Origin of the sequence: Nitrosomonas sp. Nm51, assembly GCF_900111165.1 — a bacterium.
Taxonomy (GTDB): domain Bacteria; phylum Pseudomonadota; class Gammaproteobacteria; order Burkholderiales; family Nitrosomonadaceae; genus Nitrosomonas.
Genome location: NZ_FOGH01000046.1, coordinates 1 through 20,055 on the forward strand (window position 1 = coordinate 1; position 20,055 = coordinate 20,055).

Consider the following 20,055-nt stretch of genomic DNA (forward strand, 5'->3'; position numbering starts at 1 on the left):
CACGCTATGATGCTATAGCACACTGTTCTTCCTTTTTTACTGCGTTGCAATTCGTTGCAATAACGCGCTATTACGCCTCATTGCGCCTTGCCAAAGGAAGAACAGTGCACTCTAAACATCATCCAACTAAGGATTCTAGGTTTAAATTTTAGTAACTGATGTAATACCCAGGTTTAAAGCAGGTAATAAAAAAACCGCCTGAAAGGCGGTTTTACATACCTCAATTAAACGAGGACAGTTGTTGGCTATTAACGCTAAATTAGTGGCCCGGTTTGCTTTTACCGCCGTATGGACGTGGGTCGGCGCCTTCAGCCAGACAGTTGCCATTGCCGTCGATACCAAACTCACATTCCTCGTCTACCATAGTTGGATCACCCATATCGGCGGAATCGAACAAGCCGCCACAGCCGGATAAAACGAGTGCCAGTAAAGCTGCTAAAAAAACTGAAAATTTCATTGCTTCTCCTAATAATTATCGAATATTGATGATATTGTGGGATGTAATAGATAAATAATTTTAAACTATCTGTTATTATTGTTATTATTTCTTTCCTGATTAATAAAAAACAGCCAATTTGGAGTATATACTGAAATAAACCAAACATACAAGCCATACACATAAACGATTATTTTTCTATATCGTATTACAAGCGCACATACTGAATTCCATCCGTCTATTTTTTAATGCGTTTTTTTCAATAAGCCAATGCCGGCGTATGTCATGAAAACTGAAACGCAAGGATTCAGCAAATTCAGCAAGGCATATGGCGCGTATTCGAGTGTTGCAATCCCCAGCGTCGCGGCATAAAAAGTCCCAGTAGTTGTCCAGGGAATAAGCGCTGCCGTTAACGTCGCCCCCTCTTCCACCGAACGGGACAATACAGCTTTATCCACATTTTTTTCTTCATAGAAACCTTTGAATAACTGGCTATTCAGAATAATCGATATGTACGCCTCTCCCATGGCAAGATTACAGGCAAACCCCGCAGCAATTGTCGTCGCAATCAGTGTGCTGATGCGTTTGATATGCACGATAATATTTATCAGCAAGACCCGCAGAAACCCGGCGTGATGCAATATACCGCCTAATGCCAGCGCCATAACAGACAACAACAATGTCCAGGCCATACTGTACATACCGCCGCGCCCCAACAGCATATCTATATTTTCGATACCTGTTGTGCCCTCGGAATTCAACCAAAGGGCATTCAACACAACGATACCGCTTTTTCCCTGATATACAATTGCGATCAGCATGGCGATTAAAATACTGACGGACATACTGACCTCGGGAGCATAGCGTTTTATGCTCAAGCCAAGCATGACGACTAACGGCAACAGCGTAATTAACGGATTTAGCAAATAGACATCCTTTAATGCCCGCCTAATAGCTTCGCTGAGCGTTTTGATATTCACACCGCTTTGCAGCGTATCGGTGTACTGCAGCCCGATCATTATAAAAATGCACAGCACCATCATGAATGTAGGCACTGTGGTATACAACATGGAATAAATATGGCGATACAGATTGGTGCCTGCACTCATCGCCGCCAGATTCGTTGTATCAGAAACGGGGGATAGTTTATCTCCGAATGTCGCACCCGAAATAATCATACCGGCGACAATTGGCAGCGGTATGTCCATTGCATCGCCTATGCCCATCAACACCACACCCAGTGTGCCGACGGTACCCCATGATGTGCCGGTTGCCACCGACATTAAACAACACAAAACCAACCCTACAGGCAAAAAAATTACCGGACTAAGCAGATCTATCCCGTAATAAAACAAACTGGCAATTGTGCCGCTTTGCATGTAACTTGCGATCACCATGCCAATTAACATAAAAATATATAACGCTGGCAATGCCTTATAGATACCTTGATTCATCATCTGGCGGATAACAACAAAAGAATATCCCAGCCAGGCCGCCTGCAGGACGGTCCAGATCAGCGCAAGAAAAATGATGGCATGCAGACTGGCTTCAAATACAAACAACCCCAGTGAAATCATTAAAAACACGCCGAAAAAGCAAATTGCGGCATGAATGAACGTGGGCGTTTTGCCCGCCAATGCCATATCTAACGGTATTTCGCTTTCCATTGTTTTTTCAGGCGTCTGCGCCATATTCATTTATTTGTCATGTTCATCGAACAAGGCAACATATTCGCCGTAACCAGCCGTTTGCAATGCTTCTCTGGGAATGAACTTTAAAGATGCAGAATTAATGCAATAACGCTGACCTGTTGGCGGCGGCCCATCATTGAACACATGCCCAAGGTGACTGTCGGCATAATGGCTGCGAACTTCCGTGCGCGTCATCGATAATGAATTATCGCGCTGCAACCGGATAAAGCGGTCATTAATAGGCCGGTAAAAACTCGGCCAGCCAGTACCCGAATCAAATTTATGTATGGAAGCAAACAAGGGTTCCCCAGAAACAATATCTACGTAGATACCTGTCTCCTTTTTATTCCAGAATTCATTCTGAAACGGCGGTTCGGTTCCGTCATTTTGTGTAACCTGATATTGCATCGAAGTCAGTGTCTTTTTGAGACTGGGCAAATCCTTTTTAAATTTTTCGTAAGTATTGGTCATAACACTTTTTATCAATTAACAGTTGTCAGTTTATTGGTTTTAATGGCAAGATTATAAGTATCTTATGTCTTGAATAATTATTTAAGTTACCTGTGCTGTGCAATTGCCATTTCCAGGTAACTGAAGGCGTCATAGATCTCATCACACATGAACACAAAAAAACTCAAAGATCAGTCAAATTTATGGATTATAGTATTTCTGTTAATGATAATGGCCAAACCCGTTTTTGCCGACCCTTATTGTGGCGAAATTGATGAAGCGCTTTTTGGTCCGTTTGATTACACCGACCCAACAAAAAAAGAACAGTTAAAAATTGTCGAGGCGCACCACTTTGACCGTAATGTAGAAAACCTGACTTCCGGCGTATCAAGTGCCTTTATTGGCGGAGAATTGAACTATACGTTAACCGCATTTCCCAATCATCACAAAGCGTTGCACACATTGAGCAGACTTGCTTTAAGATCTAAAACATCCAAACCTGAAGGAGCCAAATATTCCGTTTTATGCTTTTTTGACCGGGCTATCCGCTTCAAACCAAACGACGCAATGGTCCGCGTTATCTTCAGCAATCATTTACTTAAAGAAAACAAATTAAACATGGCCATGGAACAATTGCAAGTTGCCGCTGATATTGAACCGAACAACCCCACGACCAACTACAATCTCGGATTACTGTATATAAGAAAGAAAAACTATGAGAAAGCTCTGCTTCACGCAAAAAAAGCTTATGCTCAGAATTTTCCACTGCCTGGACTTAAAAACAAATTGGTTGCAGCCGGTAAATGGAAGGAGTAATTCTTCGCATCCGGTTACAACATCAGCACCCCGCATTTTTCCAAATGCACTGATTGTCGCTCTCCTTGACGATTTGTTCCAACAAACGGTCATGCTGCGCAAGTTCCTCGGCACTAGCGGATATAACGCACAGATCCAGATTGCCGATATCATATTCAATCTGATCACCACCAGCCGGGCTGACGCTATCGAGATCGATCATCAGACTCTCCTGACCGCGCGTCATTGCAAGATAAACTTCAGCCAACAGTTCCGCATCGAGTAACGCGCCATGCAGCGTCCTTTTGGAATTATCGATTTTATAACGCTCACATAAAGCATCCAGGTTATTACGTTTGCCCGGATGCAGATCTTTCGCCAGCTTGAGTGTATCGGTTATTTGCGCACAATAAGCATCCAGCGTTGACAATTTTTCAAGTCCCAGTTCGTGATTCAAGAAACCTACATCAAATGGCGCGTTATGAATAACCAATTCCGCCTCATAGATAAAATCCAGAAAGTCTCTGACAATTTCCTTGAATTTTGGCTTGTCTTGCAGAAATGCACGGGTTAGCCCATGCACTTGCAGCGCACCTTCGTCACTCTCGCGTTCTGGGTTGAGATAACGATGAAAATGGCTTTTGGTTAATTGCCGGTTGCTTATCTCCACTGCGGCAATTTCAACGACACGATGCCCCAGTTTGTATTCCAATCCAGTTGTTTCCGTATCGAGTACAATTTGTCGCATTGTCAAGAAAGATTTTCAGCTTCAGCTATTATTTTTTTTACACCACGGTTTGCCAGCATATCAGCCCGTTCGTTGCCTTCATCTCCGGCATGACCGCGCACCCAAAGCCACTCAATGTCATGCTGCTGCGACAGTCGATCCAGCATTCTCCAAAGATCTTCATTCTTGACCTGCTTTTTATCAGCTGTTTTCCAGTCGCGTGCTTTCCATGCCGGTATCCACTGACTTATTCCATTATGCACATACTGTGAATCCGTGTACAAGCGTACTTTGCAGGAACGTTTCAACAATTCCAGAGCCCGGATTGCAGCAAGCAGTTCCATACGATTATTGGTTGTGTATTTTTCCCCGCCAAAAATCTCCTGTTCATGTGCGCCATATTTCAGTACCGCACCCCACCCGCCTACACCGGGATTACCTTTACACGCACCGTCTGTGTATATATCAACGGTTTTATCTTTTCTAGCCATACCTCGAGCTACGCAGCAAAACCGTCACAGTGGATACAAGCGATGACGAGTGGCAAAATTACTCCGAATTTATTCATACTTGATGCGTTGCGTTGCCGCTGCGATTTTCTTCTTTCCGGCCAAACTGTTTTTCCAATCCGGTTTAATAACACGCATGCCATACTTATGTTTAACCGCATGTAAAAAATACACTCCTCCTGAAATAGGCCACCAGCGATCTCCCGCATCTTCCAGGAATCTGAATCGTTGTCGCCAGTTATCCTGTTTGAAAGGCGGCGTATAACAGCATAGCTTGCCGCCTTTCATTTCAAAACTGAACAGCTTTAACCAGTCTTTCAGTCGTGGTAATGCAATAAAATTCCCATTCCAGGGAAACTCATTCCGGCTTGATACAAAAAAGTTATGCACCCCCCATAAACTGAATGGATTAAAACCAGAAATTACCACATGCCCCTCTGGAATAAGAACACGATAAATTTCACGCAGAATTTGATATGGATTATCATTAAATTCAAGTACATGTGGAACGATAACCAAATCAATCGTATCACCGGTTATTGGTAAATGATCACAGGCAGCTCGTATTGCATTATCACATTCGACCCCCACTGTATATCGTAGCGGCATTCTGTTCGCCCTCAAAAAGTCGTAGCGCGGCAAACCCATCTGCATAGCGTTATAGCCAAAAATATTGGCAACGGCGCGGTCAAAATATTGAAATTCATGCTCAACAACATACTGCCCCAGAGGTGTTGCAAACCATTGCTGAGCGGTCAAAATGGTCATGCCTGTATAATGAGAAACGGTTATATGATTGGCCAGCGTACCTATTTTAAATTAAGCTATACGGATACTTGTTCAATTCTACATCATTAAAAATCTGACATGACGACATTGCGTATTTATCCAATACCCGCATTCAGAGACAATTATATCTGGATCATTCACAATACTGCGTCAGCAGTTGCCGTAGATCCGGGAGACGCACTTCCGGTTCTGAACTATTTGCAGACCAATAAACTGCAACTTGACGCAATCCTGATAACGCATCATCACAACGACCATACCGGCGGCAACCGTACGTTGCTGGAACGGTTCGACGTGCCTGTGTATGGTCCCGGACAAGAAGCTATTCCAACGGTTACACATCCGCTGCAAGACGGCGATACTGTTAGTCTACCATCGCTCTCACTTACACTTGCAATTATTGACGTACCCGGGCATACAAGCGGACATATTGCCTATTTTGGATCACTGCCTGGAGCGGAGAAAAAAAACGTATTATTTTGCGGAGATACACTATTTGCCTGCGGCTGTGGACGCTTGTTTGAAGGAACACCGCAGCAAATGTATCAATCATTGCAAAAACTGGCAGATCTGCCTGAAGACACGCTTGTTTATTGTACACACGAATATACACTCAGCAACATCGGTTTTGCCCGGACAGTGGAGCCCAGCAACTCCGATCTTCAACAGTTCGAACAGCATGCCAAGCAGTTACGCGATCACAATCAACCGACAATACCAACAAATATAGCCGCAGAGAAAATGTGCAATCCGTTTTTGCGCTGCAATCAGCCGGAAATAATAAAAACGGTCAGCCAATACGCAGGAAAAAAACTGAACGAACCGCTCGATATTTTTATCACGTTGCGCGAATGGAAAAATAATTTTTAAAGATGACACACTCTGTTTCTTAAAATCACACAAAACCGCAACAATCTCATTAATGGACACGCACCAAAAAATAAACCAAAAAAATGCGTGACGACATTTGCAAAGTGTCGGTTAAATTCATACACCCACATGCCGTTCTTGCATGACAGTATTCTAATGATTTGAGAGGAGATAATTATGTACTGGTCTGCATTGCTTGCCACCCTTTTTATATTTACGCAAACTGCTCAGGCCTCAGCATCATTAAACAAATGCGAAGATGATGAAGGCAGATTCCATTATTACACCAATATTATGCCGTCGGAGTGTCAGGATAAAACAACAATCGAAATGAACAAACGCGGCGTTGTAATTCGAACACACACCGCCGAATTCAAAGAAGAGTCTGAGAAAGACCTGGCCCGGCAAGCGGTTGATGAACAACAACGCCTCGATAAAGAAAGGCGCGACGCGGTTTTGCTCAACACCTATACCAGCGAGGAAGAAATCGATTGGGCACTTGACCGGAATATATATCCGATAGAACTGGCAATTGCGGGTATCGAAAAACGTCTGGAAATTGCGGCAAGTCAGCTGCAAAATCTCCAAAAACAAGCCAAAGATGCCAAACAATCCGGAAATCGGGCGCTGCCATCGATTCAGGAAGAATTAATGCCTGTCAGGCGTGATGTCTTGCAGCTGCGGAATGAACTGAAAAAAAACCATGAACGTATTGTCAAACTCAAAGAAAAATTTGTTTCTGATAAGAAACGCTTCCGGATATTGAAACAACAGGAACTGTAAGACAAAGCTACTGTCCTCCTGAAGTATCATTATTTTTAATTGCTTTTGTTATTATGTGTTTTATTACACATAGCCTTGTCAACCATCGGCTGGTATAATGCCGCCCCAGTAAAACATCTGTAACAGCTTTATTTTTGAGGAATTATTGTATGTCCCGTTCTATCCGCAATATTGCGATTATTGCCCATGTCGATCATGGCAAGACCACGCTGGTTGACAAACTCTTGCACCAGGCAGGAACATTTGCAGCACATCAACAGGTATCCGAGCGCGTGATGGATTCGAACGATCTGGAACGCGAACGCGGGATTACAATTCTGTCCAAGAACTGCGCAATTGATTACGAAGGCGTTCATATCAATATTGTAGATACACCGGGGCATGCGGATTTTGGCGGAGAAGTTGAACGCGTGTTGTCGATGGTCGACGGCGTATTACTGCTGGTCGATGCAGTGGAAGGGCCGATGCCGCAGACACGTTTTGTCACCAAAAAAGCTCTGGCACTGGGATTAAATCCTATCGTAGTGGTAAACAAGATTGATCGCCCAGGCGCGCGCCCTGACTGGGTCATTGATCAGACCTTTGATTTGTTTGACAAACTTGGCGCCAACGAGAAGCAGCTTGATTTTCCAGTCGTGTACGCCTCAGCATTAAACGGCTACGCTTCTTTAAATGATTCCATGATGGGCGATGATATGCGTCCGTTGTTTGACACCGTCATCAAACATGTCAGCGTACCCGAAGGCAATCCGGATGAACCGCTGCAACTGCAAATCAGTACGCTGGACTATTCAAGTTTTGTCGGACGTATCGGTATCGGACGCATCCGGCGCGGGCGGCTAAAACCTGGGCAGGAAGTCATGGTAATGACGGGAGCCAAAGTTTCCAGAAAAAAAGTCAACCAGGTACTTTGCTTCCGCGGCCTGGAGCGTGAACAGATGAGCGAAGCGTTAGCCGGTGATATTGTATTGATCAACGGCATTGACACGCTTAGTATTGGCACGACCATTGCAGATATTGATCACCCCGAGGCGCTTCCGATCAGTACGGTGGATGAGCCAACCATATCAATGACGTTTCAGGTTAATACGTCACCATTTGCGGGACAGGAAGGTAAATTTGTAACCAGCCGTCAATTGCGCGAGCGGCTGGAAAAAGAATTGCTGACCAATGTCGCCCTGCGCATGGAAGAAACCGGTGACACTGACGCATTTCTGATTTCGGGCCGTGGCGAATTGCATCTGACTATATTGCTCGAAAATATGCGCCGTGAAGGCTATGAACTGGCGGTATCTCGTCCGCGGGTAGTCGTGCGTGAAATCGACGGCGAAAAATGCGAACCGTTTGAAATGCTGACAGTCGATGCGGAAGAAAGCCATCAGGGTGCTGTGATGGAAGCGCTTGGAGAGCGGCGCGGCGAACTGCAAGACATGGTTTCAGATGGCAAAGGCCGTGTGCGCCTTGATTACCGCATTCCCGCACGCGGTCTGATCGGTTTTCAATCAGAATTCCTGACGATGACACGTGGTACCGGACTGATCAGCCACGTATTTGATGAATTTGCACCGATGCGCTCTGAAATTCCGCCGCGCCGCAATGGCGTGCTGATTTCGAGCGAGCATGGTGAAGCAATTGCCTATGCGTTGTGGAAACTTCAAGAGCGCGGCCGCATGTTTGTCAATCCCGGTGATCGTTTGTATGAGGGAATGGTGATCGGCATTCACAGCCGGGACAACGACCTGGTCGTAAACCCCATTAAAGGCAAGCAACTGACTAATTTCCGCGCTTCAGGCAGCGATGAAGCCGTTGTACTGACCCCGCCGATACAGTTAACGCTGGAATCGGCTATAGAGTTTATCGCCGATGATGAACTGGTTGAAATTACACCAAAAACCTTACGCATTCGCAAGAAACTGCTGCTTGAACATGAACGCAAGCGCGCATCTCGCGCAGCTGCCTGAAAAACAAACCCGATCCGCAAACACCTAAAATGATTTTTCAAAAAATTGTTAGAATAGAAATACGTAACAGATAAGCCCTTGTCATTTCACATGTTTGGTCTTGACAAGGCAACTGCTCAAAGGCAAAATGCTGCCTCTTGTCTTTACGTGTGGCGAATTAGCTCAGTGGTTAGAGCAGCGGAATCATAATCCGTTGGTCCGGGGTTCAAATCCCTGATTCGCCACCATCCGAGCATTATCTTTTTTGTTTGCTATAAATACTTAACACCTTGGATTGAATGTTCTAACAGATGAACAAAAAGCACGCGCTAGAGTGCATCCTCGTGGCAGGACTGATTTGCATGATCAGTCATAGTCATGCACAGGCTGTCAGAAATTTTCCTGTAGACAGTAAATTTGGCAAACTAACATCGCTTTCGTATCCCGAGTTTAAAATCGATAAGGAAATTATGGTGATGGGGGCTGGGGGACAAATCCGGAACAGCCATAACCTGCTGGTCAGGCCGCCGATGTTGACAAAAAAAGATCATAAGGGTTATGTTCGATACCAAAAAGATAATATGGGCTTATTGCACCGCATCTGGTTTCTGACGCCGGAAGAAATTCAGCTGGCAAAGAAAGAAGAAAAACTGCTAAAAAAACAAAATTCGCAAAAAAAATTCTCAATTCCATTCTTTCAGTGAGCAACAAACTTTACATCAAAACTTTTGGCTGCCAGATGAACGAGTACGACTCGGAAAAGATGGTCGACGTGCTGCATGCGACACACGGTATGAAAAAAACCGATGATCCGGCGCAAGCGGATGTAATTTTGTTTAATACCTGTTCGGTGCGCGAAAAAGCGCAGGAAAAGGTTTTTCACGATCTCGGGCGCGTCAAGCACTTGAAAGCGAAAAATCCGAATCTCCTTATCGGCGTCGGTGGCTGCGTTGCCAGTCAAGAAGGCAGAGCAATTGTCAACCGCGCACCGTTTGTCGATATCGTGTTCGGTCCGCAGACTTTGCACCGGCTGCCAGAGATGATTGAGAAGCGCAAATCAACCGGGCTATCTCAGGTAGACATCACGTTTCCGGAAATTGAAAAATTTGATCATCTGCCCCCAGCACGTACCGAAGGTGCAACAGCTTTTGTGTCCATTATGGAAGGTTGCAGCAAATATTGCAGTTTCTGCGTAGTTCCGTACACGCGTGGCGAGGAAGTATCCCGCCCTTTAATTGACGTGTTAACCGAAATTGCCGTACTCGCAGACCAGAGTGTCAAGGAAATCACATTGCTCGGACAGAATGTCAATGCCTATTTGGGGGTGATGGATGATGGTGATATCGCCGATTTTTCTTTGCTGCTTGAATGTATCCATGACATTCCCGGTATTGAGCGTATCCGCTATACCACCTCACACCCGAAGGAATTCACCACGCGCCTGATTGAAGCATACAGTACACTGCCTAAACTGGTCAGCCATTTGCATCTGCCGGTGCAATCCGGCTCTGACCGGATACTGGCCGCAATGAAGCGTGGTTACAGTATCTTTGAATATAAGTCAATTATTCGCCGGTTGAAAGCGATTCGGCCGGAAATCTCTCTATCATCTGATTTTATCATCGGCTTCCCCGGCGAAACCGAAAGCGATTTTGAAGCGACGATGAGCCTGGTCGAAGAGTTGAATTTTGACGATTCGTTCAGTTTTATTTACAGTGCACGTCCCGGCACGCCTGCAGCGGACCTGCCTGATGATACGTCGCACTCGGTCAAGCTTGAGCGGCTGCAGCGCTTGCAATCGCAAATCCATCAGCAATCCAGGAAAATCAGTCAACGCATGGTTGGCAGCAAACAACGCATTCTGGTTGAAGGCATTTCCAAGAAAAATGATGATGAAATTTTCGGACGTACGGATAATAACCGTGTCGTCAATTTTTTCGGAAAAAAGGAACTGATCGGCGAATTTATTGACGTGCAAATTATTGATGCACTGCCGCATTCCCTGCGTGGTAAAGTATCTGATAAGTAAAACCAAACACTGCATTCTGCTTGCAAAGTTTGCATTCTGCTGAGAAAATTGAGCTGTGTTAACGGTAATATTCGACATTGAAACAGAAACCCATAGAAATCTCGTTTACACCCGCAGATAATCAACGGTTGGCAAATTTGTGCGGCGCGCTTGACGAAAACCTGAAACAAGTTGAGACTGCGCTGGATGTAACCATTTCCCGGCGCGGAGAACATTTCAGCTTATACGGCACCACAGATCAGACGCAACTTGCTGCGCGGGTGTTGCGGCGTTTTTACAATCAGTCGCGCCATCACCTGAGTCTTGAGCAAATTCAGCTCGGCCTCATTGAAGCCAAAAATCCCTGGAAAAATCATACACAGATCGATGAAGCGGATGCGTCCGAAATGGAGAAGGCATCACCCGCACTGATCACGCGGCGCGCTGGCTTGTATGGCCGTACGCCACGCCAAACACAATATTTGCAACAAATTCAGAACCATGATATTACATTCGCCATCGGGCCGGCGGGTACCGGAAAAACCTACCTGGCTGTCGCCAGCGCGGTCGATGCAATGGAGCGGGAACTAGTCTCGCGTCTGGTTCTGGTAAGGCCTGCAGTTGAGGCCGGTGAACGGCTGGGTTTTCTTCCAGGTGACATGACACAGAAGGTAGATCCTTATCTGCGCCCGCTGTACGATGCGCTGTATGACCTGATGGGTTTTGATAAAACCAGCAAACAATTCGACCGCCAGGTAATTGAAATAGCGCCGCTGGCTTTTATGCGCGGCCGTACATTGAATCAATCATTCATTATTCTTGATGAAGCGCAAAATACGACACCGGAACAGATGAAAATGTTTTTAACACGTATTGGATTCGGCTCAAAGGCCGTAATTACCGGTGACATTACCCAGATTGACTTACCCAAGCACCAAAAGAGCGGGCTGACAGAAGTCGGGCAAGTATTAAAAGACATACGCGGCATAGCGTTTACCCAATTCGATTCAGAGGATGTTGTCAGACACCCTCTCGTGCAGCGTATCGTTAATGCATATGAAAAACATGATCAAAAACAAACAGAATTGCACATAACACATGGCAACACCCCCTAATATATTGACCATGCAACAGTCACTCAAACTTTCCGTGCAGTTCGCAGCAGATCATGTGCCTGCAGATGAATTACCAACACGCGCGCAATTCAGGCGCTGGATAACGCTGGCGCTTGAGCAGAAGGCGGCGATTGTGATCCGTGTTGTGGGTATCGCGGAAGGACGCGACCTGAACCACCGCTACCGCGGCAAGAACCATGCGACTAACGTATTGACCTTTGTCTATGACGATACCGATCCGCTATCTGGCGACATTGTATTGTGCGCGCCGGCTATCAACCGGGAAGCACTACAGCAGCATAAACCTTTAATGGCGCATTACGCACATTTGACCGTGCATGGCGTTTTACATCTGCAGGGTTACGACCATATTGAAGAATTTGATGCGTTGCACATGGAAAGCAGGGAAACCGAAATCCTCGCAAAGCTGGGGATTCGGGACCCATATACACTATCTGGCGAGCTGACAGAGACAAGTTGATGCGAAAAATCAGCTTCGAGAAACGATACACATGAAAGTGACGCGAAAAAAGCGGCACTTATACCGGATAAATAAATAAACATGCTGAACCGCAATTTACCGTAGCAGTGGTAAATTGCGGATAGTTTTTCAATGACCTATATTATGTACTTTATCAATTTAACAGCAATCAGATATGGACGATCCCCCGCCTAAAACAGGTTGGCTAGAACGCGTCGGCGCAATGCTTTCGCGCGAACCGGAAGACCGAAAACAGCTGATCACTTTGTTGCATTCTGCCTTTGAACGAAATTTGCTCGATTCGGATGCGCTCAGCATGATTGAGGGCGTCATGCAGGTATCGGAAATGCAGGCACGCGATATTATGATTCCGCGCTCTCAAATGGACGTCATCGACATCGATCAAACACCGGACGAATTTATTCCGTTTGTGATCGAAACCGCGCATTCGCGTTTTCCCGTCATCGAGGGTAGCGAAGACAATGTCATCGGCATCATGCTGGCCAAGGATTTGCTGCGCTACTATGCAGGTGAGGAAGAATTTAATTTGCGTGACATGCTGCGTCCGGCTGTTTTCATCCCCGAATCAAAGCAACTCAATATATTGCTCAAAGACTTCCGTAAAAATAGAAACCACATAGCGATCGTCGTGAACGAATACGGAGGTATGGCAGGACTGATTACGATCGAAGACGTGCTTGAACAAATCGTCGGCGAGATCGAAGATGAATATGATTTCGATGAAGACGAAGATAATATCGTGCTGGAACAGGCTGGCAGTTACCGTATCAAGGCCATCACGGAAATTGACAACTTCAATGAAATCCTGGGCGCCAAATTCAGTGATGACGATTACGATACGATTGGCGGACTTGTCCTTAACAAGTTTGGACGACTGCCGAACCGGGACGAATCAGTCATCATCGATAATTTTAAATTTACAGTGTTGCGTGCTGACAGTCGCAGACTGCATATTTTAAAAGTCGAGAAAATGTCACCTGAATCTGAGACCGTTGCCTAAACATCTAAGACATCTAAGAAACAATCCACACTGTCTTGCAGTGTGACTTGCGATGACCCGGCATATGCCAACAATCACCACGCGCACATATGACTCACTGGCATTTAAATCATTGCGCCATGCTGGATTGCCGCCTGTTTTGGCGCGCATTTATGCAGCGCGCGGTATCGACAATTCAGCACAACTCGAGACTGCACTGACCCGTCTGATTCCATTTGACCGGATCAAAAACATCGGCTTGATGGCGAGGTTGCTGGCTGACGCGATCGAAGCCAGGCAGCGCCTGCTTATTATCGCCGATTACGATTCCGATGGCGCGACAGCCTGTGCAGTTGGAATGCGTATATTGCGTTTGATGGGCGCAGATGTCGGTTATCTGGTGCCGAATCGCTTTGAATATGGCTATGGTCTTACGCCCGAGATCGTTGATCTGGCGTATACCACTTCGCGGCCTGACATACTGATCACTGTAGATAACGGAATAGCCAGTATTGATGGTGTTCAGGCGGCAAAAGCGCTGGGAATGAAAGTGTTTATTACTGACCATCATCTGCCCGGCGACAAATTGCCCGATGCGACGGCTATCATCAATCCTAACCAACCCGGCTGTCCATTTCCGAGCAAGTATATTGCCGGTGTTGGTGTTATTTTTTATCTGATGCTGGCTTTGCGGGCCGAATTTCGCCAGCGGGGTGCTTTCATAAATAACAAAGAACCTAATCTTGCCACTTTTCTGGATCTGGTCGCACTGGGTACTGTGGCCGATGTAGTCAAACTCGATGATAATAACCGCATACTGGTGCAACAGGGCCTGAAGCGCATTCAGGCAGGACTTGCCTGCGTGGGAATTAATGCGTTGTTAAAGATTGCAGGGCGCAGAGCGCAGCAAACATCGACATATGATCTGGGATTTATTCTTGGGCCTAGATTAAATGCAGCCGGACGTCTCGATGACATGTCGCTGGGAATCGAATGCCTGATTACAGACGAAGCGGCAAAAGCCGAACAGATAGCACGACAACTGGATGCGCTCAATGTGCGGCGCCGTGAAATCGAGTCGGACATGCAAAACAGCGCACTATCCAAGCTCGAAAGTACGCTGTATGCTGAAAATGCGCAAATTCAGGCTGCTTATAGTGTTTGCCTGTTTGATCACGGCTGGCATCAGGGCGTAATCGGCATTCTGGCATCACGGATAAAGGATAAATACCACCGGCCGGTTATTATCTTCGCACCGGGAAATGCAGGCGAGATGAAAGGTTCCGGTCGTTCAATTCCGGGCTTTCATATGCGTGACGCACTGGATTTGATATCCAAACGCTACCCCGGCCTCATTGTAAAATTTGGCGGTCATGCGGCTGCAGCCGGTTTAACGATTCTTGCCGAGTGCTTTGTGCGGTTTTGCGAAGCATTCGAGGCCACCGCCCGGTCATTGCTGACCGAAGCCGATTTAACGCGTGTTATTGAAACAGATGGTGAACTGGATGCATCCGACATGAATATGGAACTTGCGCAGCAACTGACCCGTCAGGTCTGGGGACAGGGATTTCCCCAGCCAACCTTTAACGCCTGTTTTTATGTCGAAAGCCAGCGCGTTCTAGGTGAAAAGCATCTAAAACTGAAACTAAAAAAAATACCTTCAAACGGCGTATCCGTTTCGGAACCTGGCAGCATTAGCTATGATGCAATTTTGTTTTTTTACAATGAATTGCTGCCCAATGCAATCCATGCAGTTTATCGGTTACAGACTAATGAATTTAATGGCAAGACGACGCTGCAACTGCTGCTTGAGCACTGGTCACAAGCAGAAACGCAACCGATCGACTAACACTGCATATCATGCATTTTGAAGAATTATTTCAGGACAGCGAGTTATTTCATCTGCCACACTTTGCAACAAGCCTGGCAATAGGTTTGCTGATCGGCATTGAGCGGGAGCGCAGTTCAGCTGCAAAAGCGGGGGTGAGGACATTTGCGCTGGTTGCGATGTTTGGCACACTCGCCGCCATGCTGTCGGAAAGAACAGGTACGCCTTGGTTCCTGGTTGGAGGATTGCTGATTGTCGGATTAATGACCATTACCGCCTATATTCGTACGGACGCCGACAACACGACTGATCCAGGCACAACTACTGTTGTTGCAATTGCAATATGTTACGGTTTGGGAGCCATAGTCTGGTATGGCGATACTACTCTGGCAGTCATGCTGGCCATTATTGCTACTATATTGCTGTATTTTAAAACAGAATTGCACGGTATAACACAGAATCTGGGGCGGCGTGATCTGGTTTCAATTCTGCAATTTGCGGTACTGACATTTATTATCCTGCCTATATTGCCCGATGAGGAATACGGACCCTATCAGGCCTTAAATCCACATCAGATATGGCTGATGGTGGTTTTAATTTCTGGCGTCAGCCTGTCCGGCTACGTGGCATTGCGATTGCTAGGAAAACGTCACGGTGCAGCATTGCTGGGTTTGCTTGGTGGCTTGGTATCCAGCACGGCAACTACTTTGGTATACACAAGGTTAAGCAGAGATAGTCAATCTTTCGTGCAGTTGGCAATTGTAGTTATTTTGATAGCCAACCTGACCGTTCTGATTCGTCTGGTACTCGTCAGCTCAGTTGTTTCAGTTAACATTTTGCCGCAATTGCTGCCGGTACTGGGGAGCGGTTTATTATTAGGTACAGGCACTGCACTTTACTGGTGGTATCGGCTACGCGAACATAGTGACATACCCGCACCGGAAATCAATAACCCGACAGAGTTACGCACGGCAACTGGATTCGGAGCACTTTATGCCATTGTATTGTTTCTGGCAGCATGGCTGTCCGATGTAGCCGGAGTTCACGGCTTGTATGCTGTTGCACTCATTTCCGGTCTGACAAATGTCGATGCTATCACGCTAACCAGCCTGCGCTTATTTGAACTGGGTAAGCTTGAAGCATCCGAAACGGTAACCGCTATTTCTTTAGGCGTCATATCCAATATTGTTTTCAAAATCGGCCTGATAGCTTTTATCGGCAATTCATTCATTGTCCGGCGCTGCGCTACCGGCATGCTCGCCACAGCTGCCGGTATCGGGCTGGCGCTAATTGTCTTGGTTTTATAACTGTATCCAGGGGGTGTTAGCCCGATTAAGCCTGAGCACGTGAAATTAGAATCGGAATTCCCTTTTTCTCACGGATTGCCTGTTTCAAGACTTCATGGTCAATTTCAAAATTGCTCGACAATTGCCTTTGACTTTTTTTGTCTGCCAGAAAATCATTGACGGCATCAAAGACGTTTTGCTGATAATCGTTATATTTTGCATCGTCTTCTTCCAACGGCGGATGCAGTTCGATATACAGCTGATCGAGTAACCAGCCTAATTTGATTGGCTGGTTGACAATATTAACCTGGGTTCCGACCGGCACCTTGCCAAACAGGTTTTCAATATCTTCGGGGTACAATCGGATGCAGCCTGACGATACCCGCATGCCGACGCCGTAGGGTTTTATCGTACCGTGAATGAGATAGCTGCCTGAACCAATACTCAGCCGCATGGCATAACGGCCCAAGGGATTATCAGGACCTGGCGGAACCACATTAGGCAGCGGAGGTTCGCCATTGGCGATTCTGTGTTTTTTGATTGATTCAGGCGGTACCCAGGTCGGATCTTTTTTTTTCTCAATAATTTTTGATAAACCGAGCGGCGTTTCCCAGTCCATTCTACCGATACCAATCGGAAACGTCATAACCACCGGTTTTTCATTTTTTTCAGGTACGGGAAAATAATATAATCGCATTTCGGGCAGATTCAACACCAGCCCTTTGCGTTCAGCCTGTGGAAATATATGCCTGCTGGGCACAATCACTTTTGAACCATCCTCCGGCATCCAGCGGTCGACATCTGGATTAGCAAGTACGATCTCGGTCTGACCTATGTTATACATGCGTGCAATATCCAATAGCGTGTCTGCACGGCCGGCTTGCGTTGTTCGCATTTGACCAAAAATGTCGATGTCCTCAGGCGGCAGCACCCAGGTTTCAGCGCGCGCAGGCACAGCGAGGACGAAAACAAAGCTGATAAAAACGATGAGAAACGATAAAAAATGACTGACCATGCCTATTGCCTGTATCTTTCCTGTTATATTCAAGATCGCTAAAGGTTAAATAATAACTGATATTATTTGTTTAAAACAGACAAACAAGACCGATCTTACAGCAGTTCGTGAAGGAAAAAATGGTTGCTGGTTGTGGCAGATGCCACAACCAGCAACATACTGAATTGATTTATTCTCAGCTAAAAAATAACTGTGTGATCGCTTACCGCCAGATTCCATGGCCGACTATATACATGAATCCGTCGGGTTGCTTGTCCTTGCGCATTGATTAGCTGGCCACCAATATGTGTCCAGCCCAATATTCCTTCGCTTAAATTATATGCATCAAACCCCTGCTGCCGCAGCAAACGAGCATAGTGTCCGCTGCGGTATCCAATCGTGCAATAGACAACAATCTTTTTATTTTGATAATCAGTGCGATTGCGCTCAAAATCTTTCTGGCTGATGGCACCCGGTATCATTGATACACGGCGCTCCTCCGGGGTGCGTACATCAACGATCACATAGCGAAAATTATTACTCATTAATTGCGGATGCAATGATTTACTGGAAATGGTTGGGATTTTATCAAATTCGAGTGCTATCAGCGCATATGTCGTTTTTAAGAATGCTGCTGGAGAAACCACAATTATTATGGCAAAACCGGCTAGTCCAAGCAGACAAGCACCTGTAAAATATTTGAAGATACGCATGATTTGACCATAAAAAAGTACTGCTTATTAACGGCAGCTCCAATATGCATGATAAAAGTATTGCACATTTTTGAACAAGTAATCCTGCAGAAGTAGTTTTTTCTGAAAATTTTCCTACACAGAGGCTACACGGATAAGTAAAAATAAGAAACCCTTAGTTATTTCATAGCTAAGGGTTTGATTTTATGGCGGGTCTGGTTGGACTCGAACCAACGACCAAGGGATTATGAGAAGCAAAGAGCAAATTCACATTCAATATAATCAATAACTTACAACGCTTGCCAAGCATAAAAACAGTGTCAAACAGCCTCAAATGACTGTATTTCCATCTCAGTTTGACACAAATTTGGCACAATCAATCGCAGATCATGGCAGTGTTAGCTTTATGTTACCAACCGATTTTTAAGCCTTCGCATAAGATCCATACGTTCATGCAGTACTGCTAAAATTATTGGATTCGCGCTGTTTTTAGATTGCAAGTAGCAAATATAATGATGCTCACAATGCGTAAACATTAAATCAGGTCTTTTTTTTAAAAATATTCTTGGTGTAACAACTCGCTGCGCGATCTCTTGGAATCGTTTTGACAGTATTGCCTCATAACGTTCAGCCTGAGCCATTCCCCACTTATCTATCGTGTAACGAGCAATGTCTCTCAAATCTTGTTCAGCATGCGCAGTGATTTTGTAATCTGGCATTACTTGGTGCTTTCACTATAGACTTCCTGAAAAATTTCTTTAACCGATTTTTGGCTTATCTTTCCAGTATCCACTGATTTAGCGCGCTCATCCAGCAAAGCTTCTAACTCATGCAATGCCATTTCTTCATCGGATGATGTGGGCAGAATTTGATTCAATACATATTCCTTTATTGATTTGCCTTGCATAGCAGCTATGGCCTTGATCTTTTGATGTTGCTCTGGCGTCAGATCGATAGATAAACGGCTCATCTTCTTTTTCCCTGATCATTAATCACAATAAAATTGTAACATGATATGAACATATGAACATATGTTCATATCATGTTATTTGATAATCATCTAGCCTCCCCCGCCCCGGCGGTAGCCGGAAAGGGATAAAGTTAATGGTTCGAACCCACTTTATCGACGGAGGACGAGATGTTATTTTGCGGCATAGACCTACATTCAAACAACAGTTTTATAGTAATAATTGATGAAGACACCGGGTTGTGTACGGCAAACGGCATGCCAACAGTATGACTGAAATTCTTGAAGCCATGGTACCTTATCAGGACGAAATATCCGGCATTGCGGTTGAGTCAACTTTCAACTGGTATTGGCTGATCGTTGGTTTGCAGGAGCAGGGTTATTCAGTGCACCTGGTCAACACCGTGGCGGTCAAGCAATATGACGGAATGAAACATCGCGGCGATGAATCGGATGCCAAGTACCTGGCACATCTGTTGCGGCTGGGTTTGTTACCGGAGGGCTACATCATGCCCAAAGACAGGCGTGCAATGCGCGATCTGGCGCGAAAGCGCATGCAACTGGTACAGCAACGCAGTGCGCAGATTATTACGATCGAGTCGGCGATGCAGCGTTATACTGGAGCACGCGCCAACAGCAACACGATCAAACAACTGACTGAGGCCGATTTAGCACAGTTGAATCTTAGCTCAAC

Annotated in this window: 22 protein-coding genes and 1 tRNA gene; 13 read left to right on the forward strand and 10 right to left on the reverse strand. The window is 45.7% G+C overall.

The window, feature by feature from the left end; all coding sequences use genetic code 11:
• Positions 1-259: 259 nt before the first annotated feature.
• The 3 genes from BMY60_RS12210 to msrB form a co-directional block, all read right to left on the reverse strand.
• The gene (locus BMY60_RS12210) at positions 260-457 is read right to left on the reverse strand and encodes a hypothetical protein (RefSeq protein ID WP_090333970.1); all 198 of its coding nucleotides are present in this window, start codon (positions 455-457) and stop codon (positions 260-262) included.
• Positions 458-681: 224 nt separating this feature from the next.
• Entirely contained in the window at positions 682-2,133 is a 1,452-nt protein-coding gene (locus BMY60_RS12215; protein WP_256250823.1) for a Na+/H+ antiporter NhaC family protein, read from the reverse strand.
• Positions 2,134-2,598: a peptide-methionine (R)-S-oxide reductase MsrB gene (gene msrB / locus BMY60_RS12220; RefSeq protein ID WP_090333972.1), complete on the reverse strand. Its 465-nt coding sequence runs from the start codon at positions 2,596-2,598 to the stop codon at positions 2,134-2,136.
• Positions 2,599-2,745: 147 nt separating this feature from the next.
• Here msrB and BMY60_RS12225 point away from each other — a divergent pair, with 147 nt between their 5' ends.
• Positions 2,746-3,393: a tetratricopeptide repeat protein gene (locus BMY60_RS12225; RefSeq protein WP_090333974.1), complete on the forward strand. Its 648-nt coding sequence runs from the start codon at positions 2,746-2,748 to the stop codon at positions 3,391-3,393.
• Between the two features lie 22 nt (positions 3,394-3,415).
• On the opposite strand, the gene dnaQ is transcribed toward BMY60_RS12225, so the two are convergent.
• From dnaQ to BMY60_RS12240, 3 genes are all read right to left on the reverse strand, one after another.
• Positions 3,416-4,120 carry a DNA polymerase III subunit epsilon gene (dnaQ, locus tag BMY60_RS12230; protein WP_090333976.1) on the reverse strand — a complete coding sequence of 235 codons (705 nt, stop codon included), beginning with the start codon at positions 4,118-4,120 and terminating at the stop codon, positions 3,416-3,418.
• A gap of 2 nt (positions 4,121-4,122) precedes the next feature.
• Positions 4,123-4,590, reverse strand: a complete 468-nt coding sequence (gene rnhA, locus BMY60_RS12235; protein WP_090333978.1) for a ribonuclease HI — start codon at positions 4,588-4,590, stop codon at positions 4,123-4,125.
• Between the two features lie 69 nt (positions 4,591-4,659).
• Positions 4,660-5,376, reverse strand: a complete 717-nt coding sequence (locus tag BMY60_RS12240; protein WP_090333980.1) for a class I SAM-dependent methyltransferase — start codon at positions 5,374-5,376, stop codon at positions 4,660-4,662.
• 99 nt (positions 5,377-5,475) lie between these two features.
• On the opposite strand from BMY60_RS12240, the gene gloB reads away from it, so the two are divergent.
• The 11 genes from gloB (at position 5,476) to BMY60_RS12295 (ending at position 16,729) form a co-directional block, all read left to right on the forward strand.
• Positions 5,476-6,267 (forward strand): hydroxyacylglutathione hydrolase, encoded by a 792-nt coding sequence (gloB, locus tag BMY60_RS12245; RefSeq protein ID WP_090333981.1) that lies wholly within the window; start codon positions 5,476-5,478, stop codon positions 6,265-6,267.
• Between the two features lie 177 nt (positions 6,268-6,444).
• Positions 6,445-7,050 carry a hypothetical protein gene (locus tag BMY60_RS12250; protein ID WP_090333983.1) on the forward strand — a complete coding sequence of 202 codons (606 nt, stop codon included), beginning with the start codon at positions 6,445-6,447 and terminating at the stop codon, positions 7,048-7,050.
• A gap of 149 nt (positions 7,051-7,199) precedes the next feature.
• A complete protein-coding gene (gene typA / locus BMY60_RS12255) occupies positions 7,200-9,011 on the forward strand; it encodes a translational GTPase TypA (RefSeq protein ID WP_090333984.1) in 1,812 nt (603 codons plus the stop codon).
• Between the two features lie 151 nt (positions 9,012-9,162).
• Positions 9,163-9,238: transfer RNA gene (locus tag BMY60_RS12260), tRNA-Met, on the forward strand.
• 114 nt (positions 9,239-9,352) lie between these two features.
• A complete protein-coding gene (locus BMY60_RS12265; protein ID WP_090333986.1) occupies positions 9,353-9,694 on the forward strand; it encodes a hypothetical protein in 342 nt (113 codons plus the stop codon).
• Positions 9,691-11,019 carry a tRNA (N6-isopentenyl adenosine(37)-C2)-methylthiotransferase MiaB gene (gene miaB / locus BMY60_RS12270; RefSeq protein ID WP_090333987.1) on the forward strand — a complete coding sequence of 443 codons (1,329 nt, stop codon included), beginning with the start codon at positions 9,691-9,693 and terminating at the stop codon, positions 11,017-11,019. Before BMY60_RS12265 ends, miaB begins: the two co-directional genes overlap by 4 nt.
• A 77-nt stretch (positions 11,020-11,096) precedes the next feature.
• Entirely contained in the window at positions 11,097-12,113 is a 1,017-nt protein-coding gene (locus BMY60_RS12275; protein WP_090333989.1) for a PhoH family protein, read from the forward strand.
• Positions 12,097-12,594, forward strand: coding sequence for an rRNA maturation RNase YbeY (gene ybeY, locus BMY60_RS12280; RefSeq protein WP_256250824.1), 498 nt, complete (start codon positions 12,097-12,099; stop codon positions 12,592-12,594). Before BMY60_RS12275 ends, ybeY begins: the two co-directional genes overlap by 17 nt.
• Positions 12,595-12,769: 175 nt before the next feature.
• Entirely contained in the window at positions 12,770-13,615 is an 846-nt protein-coding gene (locus tag BMY60_RS12285; protein WP_090333992.1) for an HlyC/CorC family transporter, read from the forward strand.
• A gap of 64 nt (positions 13,616-13,679) precedes the next feature.
• Complete coding sequence (recJ, locus tag BMY60_RS12290) at positions 13,680-15,443, forward strand: single-stranded-DNA-specific exonuclease RecJ (RefSeq protein WP_090334002.1); 1,764 nt, start codon at positions 13,680-13,682, stop codon at positions 15,441-15,443.
• 11 nt (positions 15,444-15,454) lie between these two features.
• A complete protein-coding gene (locus tag BMY60_RS12295) occupies positions 15,455-16,729 on the forward strand; it encodes an MgtC/SapB family protein (protein WP_090333993.1) in 1,275 nt (424 codons plus the stop codon).
• Positions 16,730-16,754: 25 nt separating this feature from the next.
• Here the strand turns inward: BMY60_RS12295 and BMY60_RS12300 are convergent, their stop codons facing one another.
• The 4 genes from BMY60_RS12300 to BMY60_RS12315 all read right to left on the reverse strand — a co-directional run bounded on the left by BMY60_RS12300 (position 16,755) and on the right by BMY60_RS12315 (position 19,364).
• The gene (locus BMY60_RS12300; RefSeq protein WP_256250825.1) at positions 16,755-17,756 is read right to left on the reverse strand and encodes a L,D-transpeptidase family protein; all 1,002 of its coding nucleotides are present in this window, start codon (positions 17,754-17,756) and stop codon (positions 16,755-16,757) included.
• Between the two features lie 146 nt (positions 17,757-17,902).
• The gene (locus BMY60_RS12305) at positions 17,903-18,415 is read right to left on the reverse strand and encodes a rhodanese-like domain-containing protein (protein ID WP_090333996.1); all 513 of its coding nucleotides are present in this window, start codon (positions 18,413-18,415) and stop codon (positions 17,903-17,905) included.
• Between the two features lie 383 nt (positions 18,416-18,798).
• The gene (locus BMY60_RS12310; RefSeq protein ID WP_090333998.1) at positions 18,799-19,113 is read right to left on the reverse strand and encodes a type II toxin-antitoxin system RelE/ParE family toxin; all 315 of its coding nucleotides are present in this window, start codon (positions 19,111-19,113) and stop codon (positions 18,799-18,801) included.
• Positions 19,113-19,364 (reverse strand): type II toxin -antitoxin system TacA 1-like antitoxin, encoded by a 252-nt coding sequence (locus BMY60_RS12315; protein WP_090333999.1) that lies wholly within the window; start codon positions 19,362-19,364, stop codon positions 19,113-19,115. Before BMY60_RS12315 ends, BMY60_RS12310 begins: the two co-directional genes overlap by 1 nt.
• A gap of 266 nt (positions 19,365-19,630) precedes the next feature.
• Between BMY60_RS12315 and BMY60_RS12320 the strand changes: the two genes are divergently transcribed.
• The coding region (locus BMY60_RS12320) for an IS110 family transposase (protein WP_143057443.1) at positions 19,631-20,055 on the forward strand (425 nt) is incomplete at its 3' end.

Bases quoted from the DNA above. Each gene is read 5' to 3' on its own strand.
- BMY60_RS12210 (WP_090333970.1), bottom strand. From the start codon at position 457: ATGAAATTTTCAGTTTTTTTAGCAGCTTTACTGGCACTCGTTTTATCC.
- BMY60_RS12310 (WP_090333998.1), bottom strand. From the start codon at position 19,113: ATGCCAGATTACAAAATCACTGCGCATGCTGAACAAGATTTGAGAGAC.
- BMY60_RS12250 (WP_090333983.1), top strand. From the start codon at position 6,445: ATGTACTGGTCTGCATTGCTTGCCACCCTTTTTATATTTACGCAAACT.
- BMY60_RS12315 (WP_090333999.1), bottom strand. From the start codon at position 19,364: ATGAGCCGTTTATCTATCGATCTGACGCCAGAGCAACATCAAAAGATC.
- BMY60_RS12215 (WP_256250823.1), bottom strand. From the start codon at position 2,133: ATGAATATGGCGCAGACGCCTGAAAAAACAATGGAAAGCGAAATACCG.
- recJ (WP_090334002.1), top strand. From the start codon at position 13,680: ATGCCAACAATCACCACGCGCACATATGACTCACTGGCATTTAAATCA.
- BMY60_RS12265 (WP_090333986.1), top strand. From the start codon at position 9,353: ATGATCAGTCATAGTCATGCACAGGCTGTCAGAAATTTTCCTGTAGAC.
- BMY60_RS12285 (WP_090333992.1), top strand. From the start codon at position 12,770: ATGGACGATCCCCCGCCTAAAACAGGTTGGCTAGAACGCGTCGGCGCA.
- gloB (WP_090333981.1), top strand. From the start codon at position 5,476: ATGACGACATTGCGTATTTATCCAATACCCGCATTCAGAGACAATTAT.
- ybeY (WP_256250824.1), top strand. From the start codon at position 12,097: ATGGCAACACCCCCTAATATATTGACCATGCAACAGTCACTCAAACTT.
- BMY60_RS12295 (WP_090333993.1), top strand. From the start codon at position 15,455: ATGCATTTTGAAGAATTATTTCAGGACAGCGAGTTATTTCATCTGCCA.
- dnaQ (WP_090333976.1), bottom strand. From the start codon at position 4,120: ATGCGACAAATTGTACTCGATACGGAAACAACTGGATTGGAATACAAA.
- BMY60_RS12240 (WP_090333980.1), bottom strand. From the start codon at position 5,376: ATGACCATTTTGACCGCTCAGCAATGGTTTGCAACACCTCTGGGGCAG.
- BMY60_RS12225 (WP_090333974.1), top strand. From the start codon at position 2,746: ATGAACACAAAAAAACTCAAAGATCAGTCAAATTTATGGATTATAGTA.
- typA (WP_090333984.1), top strand. From the start codon at position 7,200: ATGTCCCGTTCTATCCGCAATATTGCGATTATTGCCCATGTCGATCAT.
- rnhA (WP_090333978.1), bottom strand. From the start codon at position 4,590: ATGGCTAGAAAAGATAAAACCGTTGATATATACACAGACGGTGCGTGT.
- msrB (WP_090333972.1), bottom strand. From the start codon at position 2,598: ATGACCAATACTTACGAAAAATTTAAAAAGGATTTGCCCAGTCTCAAA.
- BMY60_RS12305 (WP_090333996.1), bottom strand. From the start codon at position 18,415: ATGCGTATCTTCAAATATTTTACAGGTGCTTGTCTGCTTGGACTAGCC.